Origin of the sequence: Streptosporangium sp. NPDC002524 (genome assembly GCF_040295985.1) — a bacterium.
In the GTDB taxonomy this organism is placed as follows: Bacteria; Actinomycetota; Actinomycetes; order Streptosporangiales; family Streptosporangiaceae; genus Streptosporangium.
In genome coordinates this window covers 206828-223245 of sequence record NZ_JBEOWK010000012.1, presented here as the reverse complement: position 1 = coordinate 223245, position 16418 = coordinate 206828, and the positions used below count along the sequence as shown (strand labels likewise).

The following is a 16418-nucleotide window of genomic DNA, read 5'->3' as shown; positions in this document are numbered from 1 at the left end:
GCTCATGGACCTGAACGGAGCAGCAGCAATCATCTCGGGCGGTGCCAGCGGCCTCGGCGAGGCCACGGCCCGCGACCTCGCCGCGCACGGCGCCACCGTCGTCATCGCCGACCTCAACGAGGAGCGCGGCAAGTCACTCGCCGACGAGCTCGGCGGCGTCTTCGTCAAGGCCGACGTGTCGGACGAGGAGCAGGTGCAGGCGGCCGTGGACGCGGCCGTCGCGACCGGCAGGCCGCTGCGCGTCGTGGTGAACAGCGCGGGCATCGGCTGGGCCAGCCGGACCGTCGGCCGTGACGGCTCGCCGCACGATCTGGCCTCGTACCGCAAGGTCATCGAGGTCAACCTGATCGGCACCTTCAACCTCATGCGCATCGGCGCCGCCGCGATCGCGAAGACGGAGCCGGTCGACGAGGACGGCCAGCGCGGCGTCGTGATCAACACCGCCTCGGTGGCGGCGCTGGAGGGGCAGACCGGCCAGGTCGCCTACTCGGCCTCCAAGGGCGGCATCGTCGGCATGACCGTCCCGGCCGCGCGTGACCTCGCCGCCATCGGCGTGCGCGTCAACACCATCTGCCCCGGCATCATCGACACCCCGATCTACGGTTTCTCGGCCAACGCCGAGGAGTTCAAGGCCAAGCTCGTGGCCCCGGTGGTCTTCCCCAAGCGCATGGGACAGGCCTCCGAGTTCGCCCACCTGGTCCGCTCGCTGATCGAGAACGACTACATCAACGCCGAGACGGTCCGTTTCGACGGCGGCATCCGCTTCCAGCCCAAGTAGGAGTCACCCGGTGTCTGACGAGGTTCTGGTCGAAGTCGACGGCGGCGTGGCCGTCATCACGATCAACCGCCCCAAGGCGAGGAACGCCGTCAACGGCGCGGTCGCCAGGGGCGTGGCCGGTGCGCTGGACGAGCTGGAGGAGCGCAAGGACGTGGCCGCCTACGTCCTCACCGGCGCCGGAGGCACGTTCTGCTCGGGCATGGACCTGAAGGGGTTCCTGACCGGGGACTTCCCGGTCGTGGAGGGCAGGGGGTTCGGCGGCATCGCCGAGGCGCCGCCGAAGAAGCCGCTCATCGCCGCCGTCGAGGGCTACGCCCTGGCCGGAGGCTGCGAGCTGGCGCTGGCCTGCGACATCATCATCGCCTCCGAGGACGCCAAGTTCGGGCTCCCCGAGCCCAAGCGGGGGCTGGTCGCGGGGGCGGGTGGCGTGATGCGGCTGCCGAGGCGCATCCCGTACCACGTCGCCATGGAGATCGCCCTGACCGGCGACCACTTCCCCGCCGCCCGGCTGTACGAGCTCGGCCTGGTCAACCACGTCACGCCCGCGGGCGAGGCGCTGGCCACGGCCGTCGAGCTCGCGAAGAGGATCGCCGCCAACGCCCCGCTGGCGCTCGCCGCCACCAAGCGCGTGATCGTCGAGTCGGCGGACTGGAGCCGCGACGAGATGTTCACGAAGCAGGGGGAGATCATCAGCCCGGTGTTCGGCTCCAAGGACGCCATGGAGGGGGCGGCGGCCTTCGCCGAGAAGCGCGCCCCCCAGTGGAAGGGTGAGTAGTTTCCTCTGACGGTGGCCCTTCCGGCGGTAGTCCCTCCGGTGGCAGTCCGCAGTCCCTCCGGTGGTAGTCCGCGCGGTGGTGGTCCTTCCGGCGGTGGTTCCCGCGGTGGTGGTCTTTCCGGCGGTGGTCCCCGCAGCGGTGGTCCTTCCGGCGGGCCGGTTCTCCGGAGGGGCCGGAGGAGGGGCGAGGAGTGAGCGGTCCCCTGGAGGGGCCGGAGAAAATTCGGCGGGCCGGGCGCGATCCAAAGGGTCGCGCCCGGCGCGTTCACGGCCAGGAGTGCGTACGGTAAAGGTGTGGACGGGTGCGGCGGGGGCACTTGACATCCACGCCACCGCTCCAAGGCCAGGAGAGTGCATGAACGACCACCCGACCGGTATGTCCCCCACCGGCCGATCCTCCGGTGATCTCCTGAAGCGCAGGGCGGGAAATCTGGCCGCGGGCGCGCTGGGTGCCGCGATCATCAACGTTCTCATGGTCGCCGCCATGTGGGTGATCGAGGTCGCCGACTACGTCCTGCCCGGGGAGTTCGACGTCTACGGCATCCGGGCCTGGGATCCCGAGGGCCTGGGCGGCATCTTCCTCGCCCCCTTCCTGCACGCCGGATTCGGTCACCTGATGGCCAACTCGCTGCCCCTGCTCATCCTCGGCTTCCTCGCCGCGCTGCGCGGGATCGGCCGGTTCCTGGCCGCGAGCCTCATCATCGTCCTAGTCAGCGGCCTGGGCGTCTGGTTCACCAGCTCGCCGCTGGCCATCACGGTCGGCGCCAGCGGCCTGGTCTTCGGCTACTTCGGGTTCGTCGTCGCCCGGGGGCTGTTCGACCGCCGCGCCCTCGACATCGTGATCGGTGTCGGCGTGGCGATCGCCTACTACTCGATCATCTGGGGCGTGCTCCCCGGCGAGGCGGGCATCTCCTGGCAGGGGCACCTGTTCGGGCTGGTCGGTGGCATCATCGCGGCCTGGGTGGTGCGCCGCAGGCGCCGGGCCGTCGCCCCCGCTTACTGAGCGTTCTTTTTTACCGGGGCCATCCGGGGATATCGGGCCGCTCAGGTTTCACCGAGGCTTCCGGTTTTTACCGGGACGCCCCTCCGGTGGACCCTTTCCGGTCAAAAGGTCCTCCTGAGGGGGCCTTTTCCGGTCGCCCGCTTTCGCTTATCGGGCTCCTGCTCGCCGGGCTTCTCCCGGCCGCCTGCTTCCGCTCGTCGAATCCCTCTCGCCGGGCCTTTACGGCCACCGGGTTCCTGCCAGTCGGGGCTCGCCGGTTGCCGAGACGGTGCCTTTCCGGCCCCCGCGGGCTCGTCACCGCTCGAACGTGGAGGGCTTCCCCGGAGATGGGCGCTGTATGGAGCTGTGGGCGCTATGGGGCGCTTCGTAGCACCACCGGAATCCTTCGGGGTCGGATCGCCGGATGTGGTCTCCAGGGGCGAATGAGGTCGATCCGGGGCGTTGTCCAGCGGCGAAGCCGACAGGGGGAAGGGGAGAGATCCGGCGTTCAAGTGGCCGGGCCCGGCATCGGCGCGTTTCGGGTGGACACCTTTTGCCGGCGGTTTCTTCCGTTACGACGCGGCAGAAGATTCTGCTGGAATTCGCCAGCTATGGCCGCATCGGTTGATTTAAGTGACAATATGACAAAATTTCATGTGTGAACCTGCCTGGCCGCGTGCCCGTACATGTTCCAGGGCCACCGGCCGGGCGCGACCCTCGAAAGGTGGCCGCGGGTGAACCTGGGATCCCTGGAACGCGCGATCATGGACGTGCTGTGGGGCTGTAAGCAGCCGCTGCTGGTCCGCCAGGTGCAGGACATGCTGAACCAGGACGCGGAACGAAGCCTGGCCTACACCACGGTGCAGACCGTCGCCGAGCGTCTCGTCAGGAAGGGCCTGCTGGAGAGGGCACCCGTACGCAACGCCTTCCGCTACACCGCCAGCCGTTCACGGGACGAGCACGTGGCCGGGCTGATGCTCGCGGCACTGGAGGGAAGTCCCGACCGCGCTCCGGTGCTCTCGCGGTTCGCGGAGGGGGTGGATCCGGACGACGCCCTGCGCCTGCTGCACGAGCTGGCGCGGCGCGCGGGGGAGCGGGCGCACGCCCCGGGGACGGGCGGGACCCCGAGCACACTGCCCTAGATTCCCGGAGATCCCGATCACGTTGCCCGGGTTTCCCCCTCGGGGGCTCCGGGCCGCCGCCCCGGACCTCCCGCCCGGGAGCCGGGGATCGTGGCCGCCCCGCCCGCGCGGCGGGGACGGATTCCGGCTTCCGGGCGGGAGACGGTGACTACAGGCGCTCGACGACGTAGTCGACGCAGGTGGTCAGGGCCTCGACGTCGTCGGGGTCGATGGAGGGGAACATCGCGACGCGCAGCTGGTTGCGGCCGAGCTTGCGGTAGGGCTCGGTGTCGACGATGCCGTTGGCCCGCAGGACCTTGGCGATCGCGGAGGCGTCGACGTCGTCGGAGAAGTCGATCGTGCCGACCACGTTGGAGCGGAACTCCGGACCCGCGAACGGGCTGGTGTAGGAGGTCTTCTCCGCCCAGGTGTAGAGGCGCTGGGCCGAGTCGGCCGTGCGGGCGGTCGTCCAGGCCAGGCCGCCGTTGCCGTTCATCCACTCGATCTGCTCGGCGAGCAGGAAGAGCGTGGCGACCGACGGGGTGTTGTACGTCTGGTCCTTGGAGGAGTTGTCGATCGCCACCGGGAGGCTGAAGAACTCGGGGACGTAGCGCCCGCTGGAGGCGATCTCGCCGACCCTGGCCAGCGCGGCCGGGGACATCAGGGCGATCCAGAGGCCGCCGTCGGAGGCGAAGCTCTTCTGCGGCGCGAAGTAGTAGACGTCGAACTCGCTCGCCTCGACGGGCAGGCCGCCCGCGCCCGAGGTGGCGTCGACCAGCACGAGCGAGCCCTCCTCGCCCACGCGCCTGATCGGCATCGCGACGCCGGTCGAGGTCTCGTTGTGGGTGAGGGCGTAGACGTCGACGCCCTCCTCCAGGCGGGCCTCGGGGTGGCTGCCGACCTCCGACTTGATCACGGTCGGGTCGCCCAGCCACGGGGCCTTGGCCGCCACGGAGGCGAACTTGGAGGAGAACTCGCCGAAGTGCAGGTGCTGGGACCTGTCGCGGATCAGCCCGAAGGCGGCGATGTCCCAGAACGCGGTGGTGCCGCCGTTGCCCAGGACGACCTCGTACCCCTCCGGGAGGGAGAACAGCTCGGAGAGCCCCGCGCGGACGCGCCCGACCAGCGACTTGACCGGCTTCTGGCGGTGAGAGGTGCCCAGGACGCTGGATCCGGAGGCCGCGAGAGCCGAGAGCTGCTCGGGGCGCACCTTCGAGGGCCCGCAGCCGAAACGGCCGTCGGCGGGCTTGATGTCAGAGGGAATCACGATGTCAGCCACCTGACCAGCCTACTGAGCCCGGGGATCGGACCAGGACGGGGTCCGGATTTTGAGACGAGCCGTGGGAGGCTTTTGGGCGGGGCTGGGTGATCGCGGGGTCGGCGGGACGACCCGGGACCGGGCGGATGATCCGGGAAGGGGCGGAGTGACCCGAGGTGGGCCGGGCGATCCGGGACCTGTGGGGATGGGCCGAGCCGGATGGTCCGGGGCGGCGGGACGACCTGGGAGCGGCCGGGGGGTTCGGTGCCGGGCCGGGTGAGCCGGGGATTCCGGGGATTCCAGGGATGCCGGGGATTCCGGGCACGCGGAGGGCCGCCACCGGCGACGGCTGCCGCGCGAGGCGCCGCGCGACAGCCGTACGGGAGGGGGATTCAGAAGGGGTGGACGACCTCGGTGGCTCCGGGGACGTCCTGGACCGAGCGCTGAGACGGACCCACGTAGTCGGCGCTGGGGCGGACGAGCCTGCCCGTGCGCTTCTGCTCCAGGATGTGGGCGGCCCAGCCCGCGGTGCGGGCGCAGGTGAACATCGAGGTGAACATGGACGAGGGGACCTTGGCGAAGTCCAGGATGACCGCCGCCCAGTACTCGACGTTGGTGGCGAGCACCCGGTCGGGCTTGCGGGCGTGCAGTTCCTCCAGCGCGGCCTTCTCCAGCGCCGCGGCGACCTCGTAACGCGGTGCGTCGAGCTCCTTGGCGGTGCGGCGGAGCACGCGTGCCCGGGGGTCCTCGGCCCGGTAGACGCGGTGACCGAAGCCCATCAGGCGCTGGCCCTTGTCGAGCTCCGACTGGACGTACTTCTTGGCGTCGCCGACCTGCTCGACGCCCTCGATCATGTGCAGCACGCGCGCGGGCGCACCGCCGTGGAGCGGGCCGGACATGGCGCCGACCGCACCGCTCAGCGCCGCGGCGACGTCGGCTCCGGTGGAGGCGATGACCCTGGCGGTGAAGGTGGAGGCGTTCATGCCGTGCTCGGCGGCGGACGTCCAGTAGGCGTCGATGGCCTTGACGTGCTTGGGGTCGGGATCGCCCTGCCAGCGGATCATGAACCGATCGACGATGCTCTCGCCCTTGTCGACCTCGCTCTGGGGGACCATCGGCTTCCCCAGGCCGCGCGAGGACTGCGCGACGAAACTCAGGGCGTTCACACTGGCCAGGGCCAGGTCGGCGCGGGCCTGGTCGTCGTCGATGTCGAGCAGCGGCTTGAAGCCGTACGCGGGGGCCAGCATGGCCAGCGCGCTCTGCACGTCGACGCGGATGTCACCGGAGTGGACAGGAATGGGGAAGGGCTCTGCCGGGGCGAGGCCCGGCTGGAACTTGTTGTCGACAAGCAGGCCCCACACGTGTCCGAAAGAGACGCGACCGACCAGCTCTTCAATGTCGACGCCCCGGTAACGAAGGGCGCCCCCTTCTTTGTCCGGTTCCGCGATCTCCGTCTCGAAAGCTACAACGCCTTCGAGCCCGGGTTTGAAGTCGGACATTCTCGGCTGCCTCCCTTTCTTGAAGTCAAAGCCTTGATGTCGAGATACCGGCGGGTCATATTCAACCCCCTGGGCCGAGGCGGTGTGCCGCCGGACCCGCCGGAACGCGATCGCCCCAGGTGGGGGGCGCCGCGCGGGCTTCCTGCTCGGCACGGGAGAATACCTTCCCGTGGATGCCACCTCGCGACCGCCTTCGATGGCGGGCCTTCGACGCACGTACCAGGGGCTGCCCCTGGTCGAGGCCGATCTCGCTCCCGACCCCTTCTCCCAGTTCGCCCTCTGGTTCGGCGAGGCCGTGGACGCCGGGCTTCCCGAGCCGAACGCGACCGTGCTGGCGACCGCCTCGGCGGGCGGCCGGCCGACGGCCAGGACCGTGCTGCTCAAGAGCTACGACGAGAACGGATTCGTCTTCTACACCAACTACGAGTCGCGCAAGGGCAGGGACCTGGCGGAGAACCCGCGGGCCGCCCTGCTGTTCCCCTGGCACTCCATCCGCCGCCAGGTGCGGGTGGAGGGCGCGGTGGTGCGGCTGCCACGCGAGGAGTCGGCCGCCTACTTCAGGTCCCGGCCCTACGGGTCGCGGATCGGCGCGTGGGCGTCGCGGCAGTCGGCTGTCGTGCACACCAGGGACGAGCTGGACGCCCGGTACGAGGAGCTGGCGGAGCGCTGGCCCGAGGATCCGCCGATCCCCGATTTCTGGGGCGGGCTGCGCGTGGTGCCGTCCGAGGTGGAGTTCTGGCAGGGGCGCACCGACCGCATGCATGACCGCCTCCGTTACCGGCGTTCCGGCGGGACCTGGATCATCGAACGTCTGGCTCCCTGACACCCTGCCCTCTCTTTACTGATATATCCATGTATGTCAGGTAGAGAGGTAACGGGGTGGGTTTCGGGGACTTCGTCCGCAGGCACGCGGCTGATACGCGTCCCCTCGCCATTCCCGCCTACCGGCGGCTCTGGGCCGGTCAGGGCGTGTCGTTCATCGGGTTCCAGCTCACCTCGGTGGCCGTCAGCGCCCAGATCTACGACATCACGGAGTCGTCCTTCTGGGTCGGGATGCTCGGCCCCGCCAACCTGATCCCCCTGGTCGTCTTCGGGCTGTGGGGCGGCGCGATCGCCGACGCGGTCGACCGGCGCAGGCTCCTCGTCATCGGCGCGCTGATCGCCTGGTCGGGGACGCTCGCGCTCCTCGTCCAGGCCGCCCTGGGCTCGACGAGCGTCGGCCTGCTGCTGGCCACCGTGGCCGTGCACGCCACCGGGTTCGCCATCACCGGGCCGACCAGGGGCGCGATCATCCCCAGGCTGGTCCCCGCCGGCCTGATCCCCGCGGCCAACACCCTCAACTTCCTGGTGGGCGGCCTCGGCACCGTCATCGGGCCCCTGGTCGGCGGGATCGTGCTCGCCCGGAGCGGCTTCGCCACCGCCTACCTGATCGACGCGGTGCTGTTCGGGGCCGGTTTCTACGCCGCGGTACGGCTGCCGAGGCTCGAACCGGTCGGCGAGGTGACCCGCCCGGGGCTGCGGTCGGTCGTGGACGGCCTGCGCTACGTCTCCGGGCACCCGGTCGTGCTGATGTCGTTCGTCGTCGATCTCATCGCGATGGCGTTCGCGCTGCCGAGGGCGCTGTTCCCGGAGATCGTGGCCGAGCGGTTCGGCGGCTCCCCGATCGCGTTCGGCTGGCTGTCGGCCAGCATCGCCATCGGCTCGGTGCTCGGCGGCCTGCTGTCGGGCTGGGTGGGCCGGGTCCGGCGCCAGGGACTGGCGCTCACGTACGTGATCGCCGCCTGGGGGCTCACCGTCGCCGCGGCCGGGCTCGCCGGCCAGCTGTGGGTGATGGTCGCCCTGCTGGCGTTCGGCGGGGCCGCCGACCTGGTCTCCGCGGTGTGGCGGCAGACGATCTTGCAGACCCACGCGCCCGACGACATGCGGGGGAGGATGCAGGGGGTCTTCATGGTGGTCGTCGCGGGAGGCCCCAGGCTGGGGGATCTGCGGGCGGGGGCCACCGCCTCGTGGTTCGGCGCCACCGGGGCCTGGGTGGGCGGCGGGATCGCCTGCGCGGTGGCCGTGATCGCGGTGGGGCTGGCCGTCCCGGCCTTCAGAAAATATCGCCCGCTCGCGCGTAGCGTTTGAGCAGCTAGGGAAGGATTTGGCGCCCTCCGGCGTTGCCGTCCTTTGTCATCGCGGGCCGTTCTCCCAATAGGGTCGTCTTCTCAAACTTCCGAGGTCCCGCGTCGCCCTCCCGGGAACACCGCGCGATGGACGTAGCATCGAGAGAGGACGGGAGGAACCTTGACCGCACACGGCCTGATCGACACGACGGAGATGTACCTTCGTACGATCTTCGAGCTGGAGGAGGAGGGCATCGTCCCTCTGCGCGCCCGCATCGCCGAGCGCCTCCAGCAGAGCGGCCCGACCGTAAGCCAGACGGTCGCCAGGATGGAGCGCGACGGCCTGGTCCGCGTCGAGGGCGACCGCCACCTGACCATGACCGACCTGGGGCGCACGCTCGCGACCCGCGTCATGCGCAAGCACCGCCTCGCCGAGTGCCTGCTCACCCAGGTCATCGGGCTGCCCTGGGAAGAGGTGCACGTCGAGGCGTGCCGCTGGGAGCACGTGATGTCCGAATCCGTGGAGGCCAGGCTCGTCAGCCTGCTCAACAATCCCACCGAGGATCCGCACGGCAATCCGATACCGGGGCTTGAGGAGCTCGGCGTCGTCGGCGCTCCCGGCGGGAGGCCGGAGTCGCTGCCGTCGATGGCGGCGATGGCCGGACCCAGAGATATACCCGTTGTCGTGCGGCGAATTAGCGAACAAGTGCAAAGCGATCCGGCTGTGATGCTTAAACTCAAGCAAGTTGGGATACAACCCGGACGCGAGGTGACGCTCGCGGCGAGCGACGACGGTGTGCGGGTGACAGGTGACGACGAGTCGGACAATTTTCTTGCGGATCTTCCGCGGGAGATTGCCGCGCACGTTTTCGTCTCCACTCGCTGACCGAGGCCCCTTAGCTCGGTTGGATCCCGTTCGGGAGTCCCTCCGCTCCCAGGCCGAGACTGCAGGAGCAACCGTGGTTCGCTTTGCACACACCCGCCCACGACGGGCGGTCACCGGATGAAGCGGTGGGGGGATGTTTCCCAGGACGCCGCAGACCACCTTACGGCTGGTTCCGTCCTGGATCACGCTGAGATGGCGGTGGTCGTCACCGACAGGTTCAGCAACCTTCTCTACTGGAACCCGTTCGCGGAAAGGCTGTTCGGGCGCCCCGGCACATCGGGGCCCCGTGACCAGTCCCTCTCCCTGGGCATCATGGAGAAGGATCACCCGCTCGCCGTCGAGCTCTCCAAGCACGTCCTCAAGGGCGGCGTCTGGGAGGGCACGTTCGACGTCAGGCGCGGGGACGGGACGATCATCTACGTACGGGCACAGGCCGTGCCGCTGCGGCACCCCTCGGGAGCGGTGACGGGCATCGTCATCACCGCCCGCGAGGCGATGCGCAGCAACGAGCGGGAGAAGGACCGCTTCGGCCTGCTGGAGCGGATCGGCGAGCGCCTCGCCGGATCGCTCTACGTCGAGGAGACGCTCAAGCGCGTCGCCGAGATGCTCGTCCCGCAGTTCGCCGACCACTGCTTCATCGAGCTGATGGAGGAGGGGCGGCTGACCCGCAGGGTCTCCACCCACGTCCAGGGCTGGAGCCCGCCGCCCAATACCTGGGCGCCGCTCGGGGCGGAGATCCGCTACCCGGTGGGGCACTACGCCGAGATCGCGCTGCGCCGCCAGGAGACGATACTCGTCGAGGACTTCTCCCAGACCAGCTATCCCAGTCCGGGCGAGGCCAACACCCGCCTCGCCGCCGAGATCGGGATGACCTCGGCCATCGTCGCGCCGCTGTGCGTGCGCGGCGAGACCCTCGGGCTGATGTACCTGGGGCTGTCCAACCTGACCGACCGGCGCAGCCCGCACTACGACGCCTTCGACCGCGACTTCGTGGGGGCCATCGCCACCCGGGTCGCGCTCGCCGTCGACAACGCCCTGCTCTTCGAGGAGGAGCGGCACACCGCGGAGTCCTTCCAGAAGCACCTGCTGCCCCGCGCGCTGCCGCAGCTCGACGGGCTGGACATCGCGGTCCGCTACTACCCGGCGGCCCCCCTGGCCAGCCACGGGCAGGGCATCCAGACCCAGGTCGGCGGTGACTGGTACGACGTCATCCCGCTGTCGGCGGGCCGGGTCGGCATCGTGATCGGCGACGTCGAGGGCAGGGGCGCCAAGGCCGCGGCGGTGATGGGGCAGCTGCGGGCGGCCCTGCGGGCCTTCGCCCAGGACGACAAGCCGCCCGCGGAGATCCTCGCCAGGCTCGACGAGTGGACCCGCATCATCGCCACCCCCGAGCAGGACGAGAGCGGCACCGACATCAGCGTCCCGCCCATCGTCACCTGCCAGTACCTGGTGTACGACGCCTGGTCGCGGCAGCTGTCGTTCGCCAACGCCGGTCACGCCCCCCCGTTGCTGCTCATCGGCAACACCTGTACCGAGCTCGACATCCGCGAGGTCGGCCAGCCGCTGGGGGTGCGGGCCAAGGGCATGCACGCAGACCTGGTCTACAAGGAGGAGACGCGGACGCTGCCCCCCGGGGCCGCGCTGCTCCTCTACACCGACGGGCTCGTCGACCGCCGCCCCATCCGCGACGCCGACGGCAGGCCGCCCAACGTCGAGGAGACGCTGGCGCAGCTCTGCGGCAAGCTCATCGAGATCAGCGACGCCTCCGTCGAGCGTCTCGCCGACGCCGCCACCGTCGCGGTGCCCGGCGAGATCGACGACGACATGGCCATCCTCGTGCTCAGGTCCGCCTCCGAGGACCTCGCCGTCGAGGAGCGCACCTTCCCCGCCCAGCCGATCATGGTCGGGGAGGCGCGCCGGATGGCCTCCGAGGCGTTCATCGGCTGGAACGTCCCCGAGGAGCGCGCCGAGCTCGCCTGCCTGCTGGTCTCCGAGGTCGTCACCAACGTCGTGCTGCACGCCGCCACCGCCAGCATCCCGCGCAGGGAGCTGACGATGGACGGCCCTCCGCTGCCGTTCGACGAGTCCTGGGACGTCCCCGGCTTCGAGGACGAGATCGTCAACGAGAAGGAGTTCACGCTCAGGCTCCGCCGGGGCGGGGAGTCCGTCTGGGTCGAGGTCTTCGACCAGGATCTCCGGCTGCCGCGCATCCGCAGCGCGGGGGAGAACGACGAGGGCGGGCGGGGTCTCTACCTCGTCGACCAGCTCGCCAAACGCTGGGGTTCCCGCCCCACCAAGGAGGGCAAGGCCGTCTGGTTCGAGATCCCCACCAGATCGCGCTGAGCCACCCGCGGCAGAGCTGGAACACCTCCCCGATCGATGGTTGACTCGGGGGTATGGAGCTGGCGTTCGAACGGCGTGGGACGGGATCCCCGCTGGTCCTGCTGCACGGTATCGGGCATCACTGGCAGGCATGGCTGCCAGTGCTCGACAGACTCGCCGCCGAACGGGACGTGATCGCCGTCGACTTCCCCGGTTTCGGCGTCTCGCCGCCGCTGCCGCCCGGCACGCCGTACACGGCCGAGAGCCTGGCGGACGCGATCGAGTCCTTCTTCGCGGTACTCGGCCTGCGCGACCCTCACGTGGCGGGCAACTCCCTGGGCGGTTACGTCGCCCTCGAACTGGCCTCGCGCGGGGCGGTCGGCTCGGCCACCGCGCTCTCTCCGGCCGGGTTCTGGAACCGCAGCGAGCTCGCGTACGCGCGAGCCGTCCTCCGCGCCACCCGGGCCTCCGCCCGCCGCCTTCCCCCCGGACGGGCCGCGACCCTCGCGGAGGATCCGCTGGGCCGCCTCCTCTGCGCCGGTGTCATGGTCGCCCACCCGGTACGCCTCACGCCCGAGGCGCTGCTCGCCGCCCTCCAGGCGCTCGGCGACTCCTCCGGTTTCGACGAGACCCTCGCCTCGTTCGCGGGGCTGATGCCTCCCGCGCCGCCGAAGGCTCCGGTCACGATCGCCTGGGGCGAGCACGACCGGCTGCTCCCGCGCCGGCAGGCCATCCGGGCGGCCAGGTGGTCGGGGCAGCGGGTGAAGCTGCTCAAGGGCTGCGGGCACCTGCCGATGACCGACGACCCTGAGCTGGTCGCGAGCGTGCTGCTGGAGGCGTCCCGGTAGGGGTGTGGTTTCGCGACGTCCCGGCCCGGCGGCGGGGGGTCAGCGGATGGTCTGTCCCCAGATGGCGAGCATCGCGATGACGAACGCGACCATGACGCCGAAATAGGCGACCGGGCCGAACCTGAGGGCGCGGCGCACCCGGTTCAGGCCCCAGGCGAACAGGAACGCCAGGAAGATCAGCAGAATCAGCCCGCTGTCCATCGTCACCACCTCGGGGGAGTCTCCGCTGACCAGTATGCGTCGGCGGGGCCGCCCGTGCGGCCGGTGAACGCAATCTCCAACCCATGGGATCGTTACCTTTCGTGAACAGAACATCGAAGGTAACGCGTGCCCTGCTGGTGGCAGCCCTGGGCGCAGGACTCTCCGCATGTTCGGGCGGGGCCGCACCCGGGCCGTCCGGTACGTCGGCGATCGCCACCGTCACGGTGACCGCCACCCCGTCCGCCTCCGCCAGCCTCTCCCCGTCTCCTTCCGCGTCCCCTTCGCTCTCCCCGTCCGGTTCCGCCTCCGTTTCCGCTTCCTCGTCCGCCTCCCCGTCCGCTTCCCCGGACATCGACGCGCTCGTCACGGCGTCGCCGTCCACGAGCATCCCCGGGGGCCGGGACGTCGACGCCACGGTGAACGGGAAGATCGCCCTGCGCGGGGTGGACGGGATCACCGTGACCTCCGGGAGCGACGAGGAGGTGAAAGCCCTTCTGCTGCCGTACACGGTCGTGCGCGACGCGCGGGGACTGGTCTGCAAGGAGGGGAACGCCCCGTACAGCTGCTCGGTGGAGCAGCTGCAGAAGGCCATCAAGAAGGGGGGCGCCTTCTTCGCCAAGGTGACGATCAAGGACGGGGTGGCCGTCCAGGTCGAGGACATCAGCGAGAGGTGACGGCCCTGGCCGGTCGCCGGGAGCCGCCGTCCCGCGGGCGCGTGGACGGCGGCTCCCGGTGGTGGCCGTCCCGAAGCGGGCACGCTTTCCGGGAGCCGGGTATTTCTCAGAAGCCGAAGGAGCGGCCGATGATCTCCTTCATGATCTCGGTGGTGCCGCCGTAGATGGTCTGGACGCGGCTGTCGACCCAGGCCTTGGCCACGGGGTACTCCATCATGTAGCCGTAGCCGCCGTGCAGCTGGAGACAGCGGTCGATGACCTTGGTCTGCAGCTCGGTGGTCCACCACTTCGCCTTGGCGGCGTCCACGGCGGTGAGTTCCCCGGCGTTGAGGGCCAGGACGCACCTGTCCACGTAGAGGCGGGCGATGTCCACCTCGGTGTCCAGCTCGGCGAGCACGAACCGGGTGTTCTGGAAGCTGCCGATGTTCCGGCCGAAGGCGGTGCGGCTCTTGCAGTACTCGATGGTCGTCCGCAGGACCGTCTCCGCCGCCGCCACGGCCATCACCGCGATCGACAGGCGTTCCTGCGGCAGGTTGGCCATGAGCTGGAAGAAGCCCTGCCCCTCCTGGGGGCCCAGCAGGTTGGCCGCGGGGACCCTGACGTTGTCGAAGAACAGCTCCGCCGTGTCCTGGGCGTGCATGCCGATCTTCTCCAGGTTGCGGCCCCGGGTGAAGCCCTCCATGCCCCGCTCGACGACGAGCAGCGAGATCCCCCTGGCACCCGCCGCCGGGTCGGTCTTCGCGACCGTGACGACCAGGTCGGAGTTGATGCCGTTGGTGATGAAGGTCTTCTGGCCGTTGACCACGTAGTGGTCGCCCTCGCGTACGGCGGTCGTCCTGATGCCCTGCAGGTCGCTGCCCGCGCCGGGCTCGCTCATCGCGACCGCGGTGATCAGCTCGCCGGAGGCGAAGCCGGGCAGCCAGCGGGCCTTCTGCTCGTCGTCGGTGAGGTCCACGAAGTACGGCGCCATCACGTCGTTGTGCAGCGAGTAGCCCAGGCCGGTCGCGCCGATCGCCATGACCTCCTCGACGATCACCGTGTTGTAGCGGAAGTCCGTGATCCCGGCTCCGCCGAACTCCTCGGGCACCCCGAAGCCGAACATCCCGATCTCCCCGGCCTTCTTCCACACCTCGCGGGGGACGATGCCGTCCTTCTCCCACCGGTCGTGGTGGGGCGCCACCTCGCGAGCCAGGAACTCGCGCACGGTCTCCCGGAAGAGCTGGTGCTCCTCCTCGAAGAGGTCTCGCTGCATGGTGTGCCTCCTAGGGACTCGTGGCGACTCGTGATGACTCTCGTACCAGTTCATGACGGCTCGTGACACAGAATACGATTCTGTTACCAGCAGGTACACCCGGACCCGGGGCGTTCGTGTGACGTGCGGAGGTATGTGGAGGTACATCCAGATCACAAGTGCGCCACGGTCTTCGGATCCACCCGCGATCTCGCTGCGGCGAAGATGGTAGAAACCGTACGATCTACCCTCGGTGTGCTATGGGTATGCCCGTTGACGGCAGCCTTCGTGATCGGAGTGTGTGGTGGTTCGGTGGCGATCTGGGCTCCGTAGGTCTCTCGCGGTTTCAGCCCTGTGCCTTCTCGGCGGTGCGCTGGTCGCGCTGCCTACCGGTGCGTCCGGTGCCAGCAATGCCGAACTCGTGGTGGATTACAGCTGTAAGGGGGGAATCGCCCTCGGCAACAGCGAGGTGCACCTCCGGACCAAGGTGTCGATTCCCACGACGCTCACGGTCGGGCAGCCGCTCAACATCGGCTGGGACCTCAACTACAAGAACGGCACCCCCGCCAGGTTCGGCTCTCCGGGCTTTTTCGGCCCCGGGGGCAAGGTTTTCGTCACCGGGAACGTGCAGCTCTCCGGAAGCTGGGTCGGTGTCCTCCAGCCCAAGGGCTTCGTCGACCAGCCGGGTAAGCTGCAGCCGGGAAAGATCCTGAAGCTTCCCGAGGGAATCTCCGACTCCGCTCACCTCGCCCAGGCGGGCACGGTCAATGTCAGCCCCCGGAAGCTGTTCGTGGACTTCATGCCTCCGGCCGGTGAGGTCATGGTCAACAACGACGACCCCCGGGTGGGTTACCACGGGGCGGCCGATTGGTACGAGCTGAACGACGAGGCGCTGAGCATCGGCGACTACGGCCGCGACCTGCACCGTACGGACAAGGTGAACTCCTTCGCCACCTTCAAGTTCACCGGCACCGGGATCGAGTACATCGCCCGGCGCAGCACGAAAGCGGGACAGGTCGGGTTCAAGATCGACGGCATTGACGCCACGCCGTCCTTCATCGACGCCTCCAAGAACCCGGACGGCACGCCGACGAACGCCGAACACGAGGGCGGGCTCACGCTGTGGCGGTTCAACGGTCTCAAGTACGGCGAGCACGACCTCCAGGTCACGAACCTGGAGGCCGGTAAGTTCGCGCAGGTCGACGCCTTCCGGGTGATCACGAAGGAACTGGCGAACCCGCCGGACGACTACCGGGCCACGTGCTCGCTCGTCAGCACGCCGGTCTCGGTGAACGTCACCATCTCCGAGCCGGGCGGATCTTCTTCGCCCAGCCCGACGGTCACCCCTACCGTCACTCCCACGGTCACCCCCACCGTCACTCCCACGGTTACTCCCACGATCACCCCCACGCCTACGATCACCCCGAGCGGGACCGGTGGCCAGAACGGCAACCAGAACGGGACGAACAGCACCACCAGGAGCACGACCACCTCGACGCCCAAGCCGACCCTGACCGTGACCGCCACCGTCACCCCCACCAGGCCCACCCCCACCGCGCCACAGGTGATCATCACGCCCAGCGGCGGGGCGCAGACCGGTGAGGCTCCCGAGGGAGGCTCCGGGCTGGGGCTTCTCGGGGCGGGCACGGCGATGGTGACGGGCAGCGCGCTGGGCGGTGTGGTCTTGATGAGGCGGCGGGCGGCACACGCTCGCGGCCAGCGGGACAGCTGAAGGAGG

General features: G+C 69.7%; 15 protein-coding genes. 11 read left to right on the top strand and 4 right to left on the bottom strand.

Going from position 1 to position 16418, the window contains the following annotated elements:
- Positions 1–4: 4 nt before the first annotated feature.
- The 4 genes from ABT053_RS22335 (at position 5) to ABT053_RS22320 (ending at position 3677) form a co-directional block, all read left to right on the top strand.
- Entirely contained in the window at positions 5–778 is a 774-nt protein-coding gene (locus ABT053_RS22335; RefSeq protein ID WP_350971005.1) for an SDR family NAD(P)-dependent oxidoreductase, read from the top strand.
- 10 nt (positions 779–788) lie between these two features.
- The gene (locus ABT053_RS22330) at positions 789–1553 is read left to right on the top strand and encodes a crotonase/enoyl-CoA hydratase family protein (protein ID WP_350971004.1); all 765 of its coding nucleotides are present in this window, start codon (positions 789–791) and stop codon (positions 1551–1553) included.
- A 355-nt stretch (positions 1554–1908) separates the two neighbouring features.
- On the top strand, positions 1909–2556 hold the full coding sequence (locus ABT053_RS22325) for a rhomboid family intramembrane serine protease (protein ID WP_350971003.1): 648 nt from the start codon (positions 1909–1911) through the stop codon (positions 2554–2556).
- A gap of 713 nt (positions 2557–3269) precedes the next feature.
- Positions 3270–3677, top strand: a complete 408-nt coding sequence (locus ABT053_RS22320; RefSeq protein WP_350971002.1) for a BlaI/MecI/CopY family transcriptional regulator — start codon at positions 3270–3272, stop codon at positions 3675–3677.
- Positions 3678–3825: 148 nt separating this feature from the next.
- Here the strand turns inward: ABT053_RS22320 and serC are convergent, their stop codons facing one another.
- Together serC and ABT053_RS22310 are read right to left on the bottom strand one after the other, a co-directional pair.
- The gene (serC, locus tag ABT053_RS22315) at positions 3826–4935 is read right to left on the bottom strand and encodes a phosphoserine transaminase (protein ID WP_350971001.1); all 1110 of its coding nucleotides are present in this window, start codon (positions 4933–4935) and stop codon (positions 3826–3828) included.
- Between the two features lie 371 nt (positions 4936–5306).
- Positions 5307–6413, bottom strand: a complete 1107-nt coding sequence (locus tag ABT053_RS22310; RefSeq protein ID WP_350971000.1) for a citrate synthase 2 — start codon at positions 6411–6413, stop codon at positions 5307–5309.
- Between the two features lie 196 nt (positions 6414–6609).
- On the opposite strand from ABT053_RS22310, the gene pdxH reads away from it, so the two are divergent.
- From pdxH to ABT053_RS22285, 5 genes are all read left to right on the top strand, one after another.
- Positions 6610–7236 carry a pyridoxamine 5'-phosphate oxidase gene (gene pdxH, locus ABT053_RS22305; RefSeq protein WP_350970999.1) on the top strand — a complete coding sequence of 209 codons (627 nt, stop codon included), beginning with the start codon at positions 6610–6612 and terminating at the stop codon, positions 7234–7236.
- Between the two features lie 56 nt (positions 7237–7292).
- The gene (locus ABT053_RS22300) at positions 7293–8540 is read left to right on the top strand and encodes an MFS transporter (RefSeq protein WP_350970998.1); all 1248 of its coding nucleotides are present in this window, start codon (positions 7293–7295) and stop codon (positions 8538–8540) included.
- A gap of 159 nt (positions 8541–8699) precedes the next feature.
- Complete coding sequence (locus ABT053_RS22295) at positions 8700–9404, top strand: iron-dependent transcriptional repressor DtxR (protein WP_350970997.1); 705 nt, start codon at positions 8700–8702, stop codon at positions 9402–9404.
- Between the two features lie 117 nt (positions 9405–9521).
- Positions 9522–11747: an ATP-binding SpoIIE family protein phosphatase gene (locus tag ABT053_RS22290; RefSeq protein ID WP_350970996.1), complete on the top strand. Its 2226-nt coding sequence runs from the start codon at positions 9522–9524 to the stop codon at positions 11745–11747.
- A 53-nt stretch (positions 11748–11800) separates the two neighbouring features.
- Positions 11801–12574: an alpha/beta fold hydrolase gene (locus tag ABT053_RS22285; protein ID WP_350970995.1), complete on the top strand. Its 774-nt coding sequence runs from the start codon at positions 11801–11803 to the stop codon at positions 12572–12574.
- Positions 12575–12613: 39 nt separating this feature from the next.
- Here ABT053_RS22285 and ABT053_RS22280 read toward each other — a convergent pair whose 3' ends face one another.
- On the bottom strand, positions 12614–12775 hold the full coding sequence (locus ABT053_RS22280; RefSeq protein ID WP_350970994.1) for a hypothetical protein: 162 nt from the start codon (positions 12773–12775) through the stop codon (positions 12614–12616).
- A 101-nt stretch (positions 12776–12876) separates the two neighbouring features.
- Here ABT053_RS22280 and ABT053_RS22275 point away from each other — a divergent pair, with 101 nt between their 5' ends.
- Positions 12877–13449 (top strand): hypothetical protein, encoded by a 573-nt coding sequence (locus ABT053_RS22275; RefSeq protein WP_350970993.1) that lies wholly within the window; start codon positions 12877–12879, stop codon positions 13447–13449.
- Between the two features lie 106 nt (positions 13450–13555).
- Here ABT053_RS22275 and ABT053_RS22270 read toward each other — a convergent pair whose 3' ends face one another.
- Positions 13556–14701, bottom strand: coding sequence for an acyl-CoA dehydrogenase family protein (locus tag ABT053_RS22270; protein WP_350970992.1), 1146 nt, complete (start codon positions 14699–14701; stop codon positions 13556–13558).
- Between the two features lie 403 nt (positions 14702–15104).
- Between ABT053_RS22270 and ABT053_RS22265 the strand changes: the two genes are divergently transcribed.
- On the top strand, positions 15105–16412 hold the full coding sequence (locus tag ABT053_RS22265; protein ID WP_350970991.1) for a hypothetical protein: 1308 nt from the start codon (positions 15105–15107) through the stop codon (positions 16410–16412).
- The last annotated feature ends 6 nt before the right edge of the window (positions 16413–16418 follow it).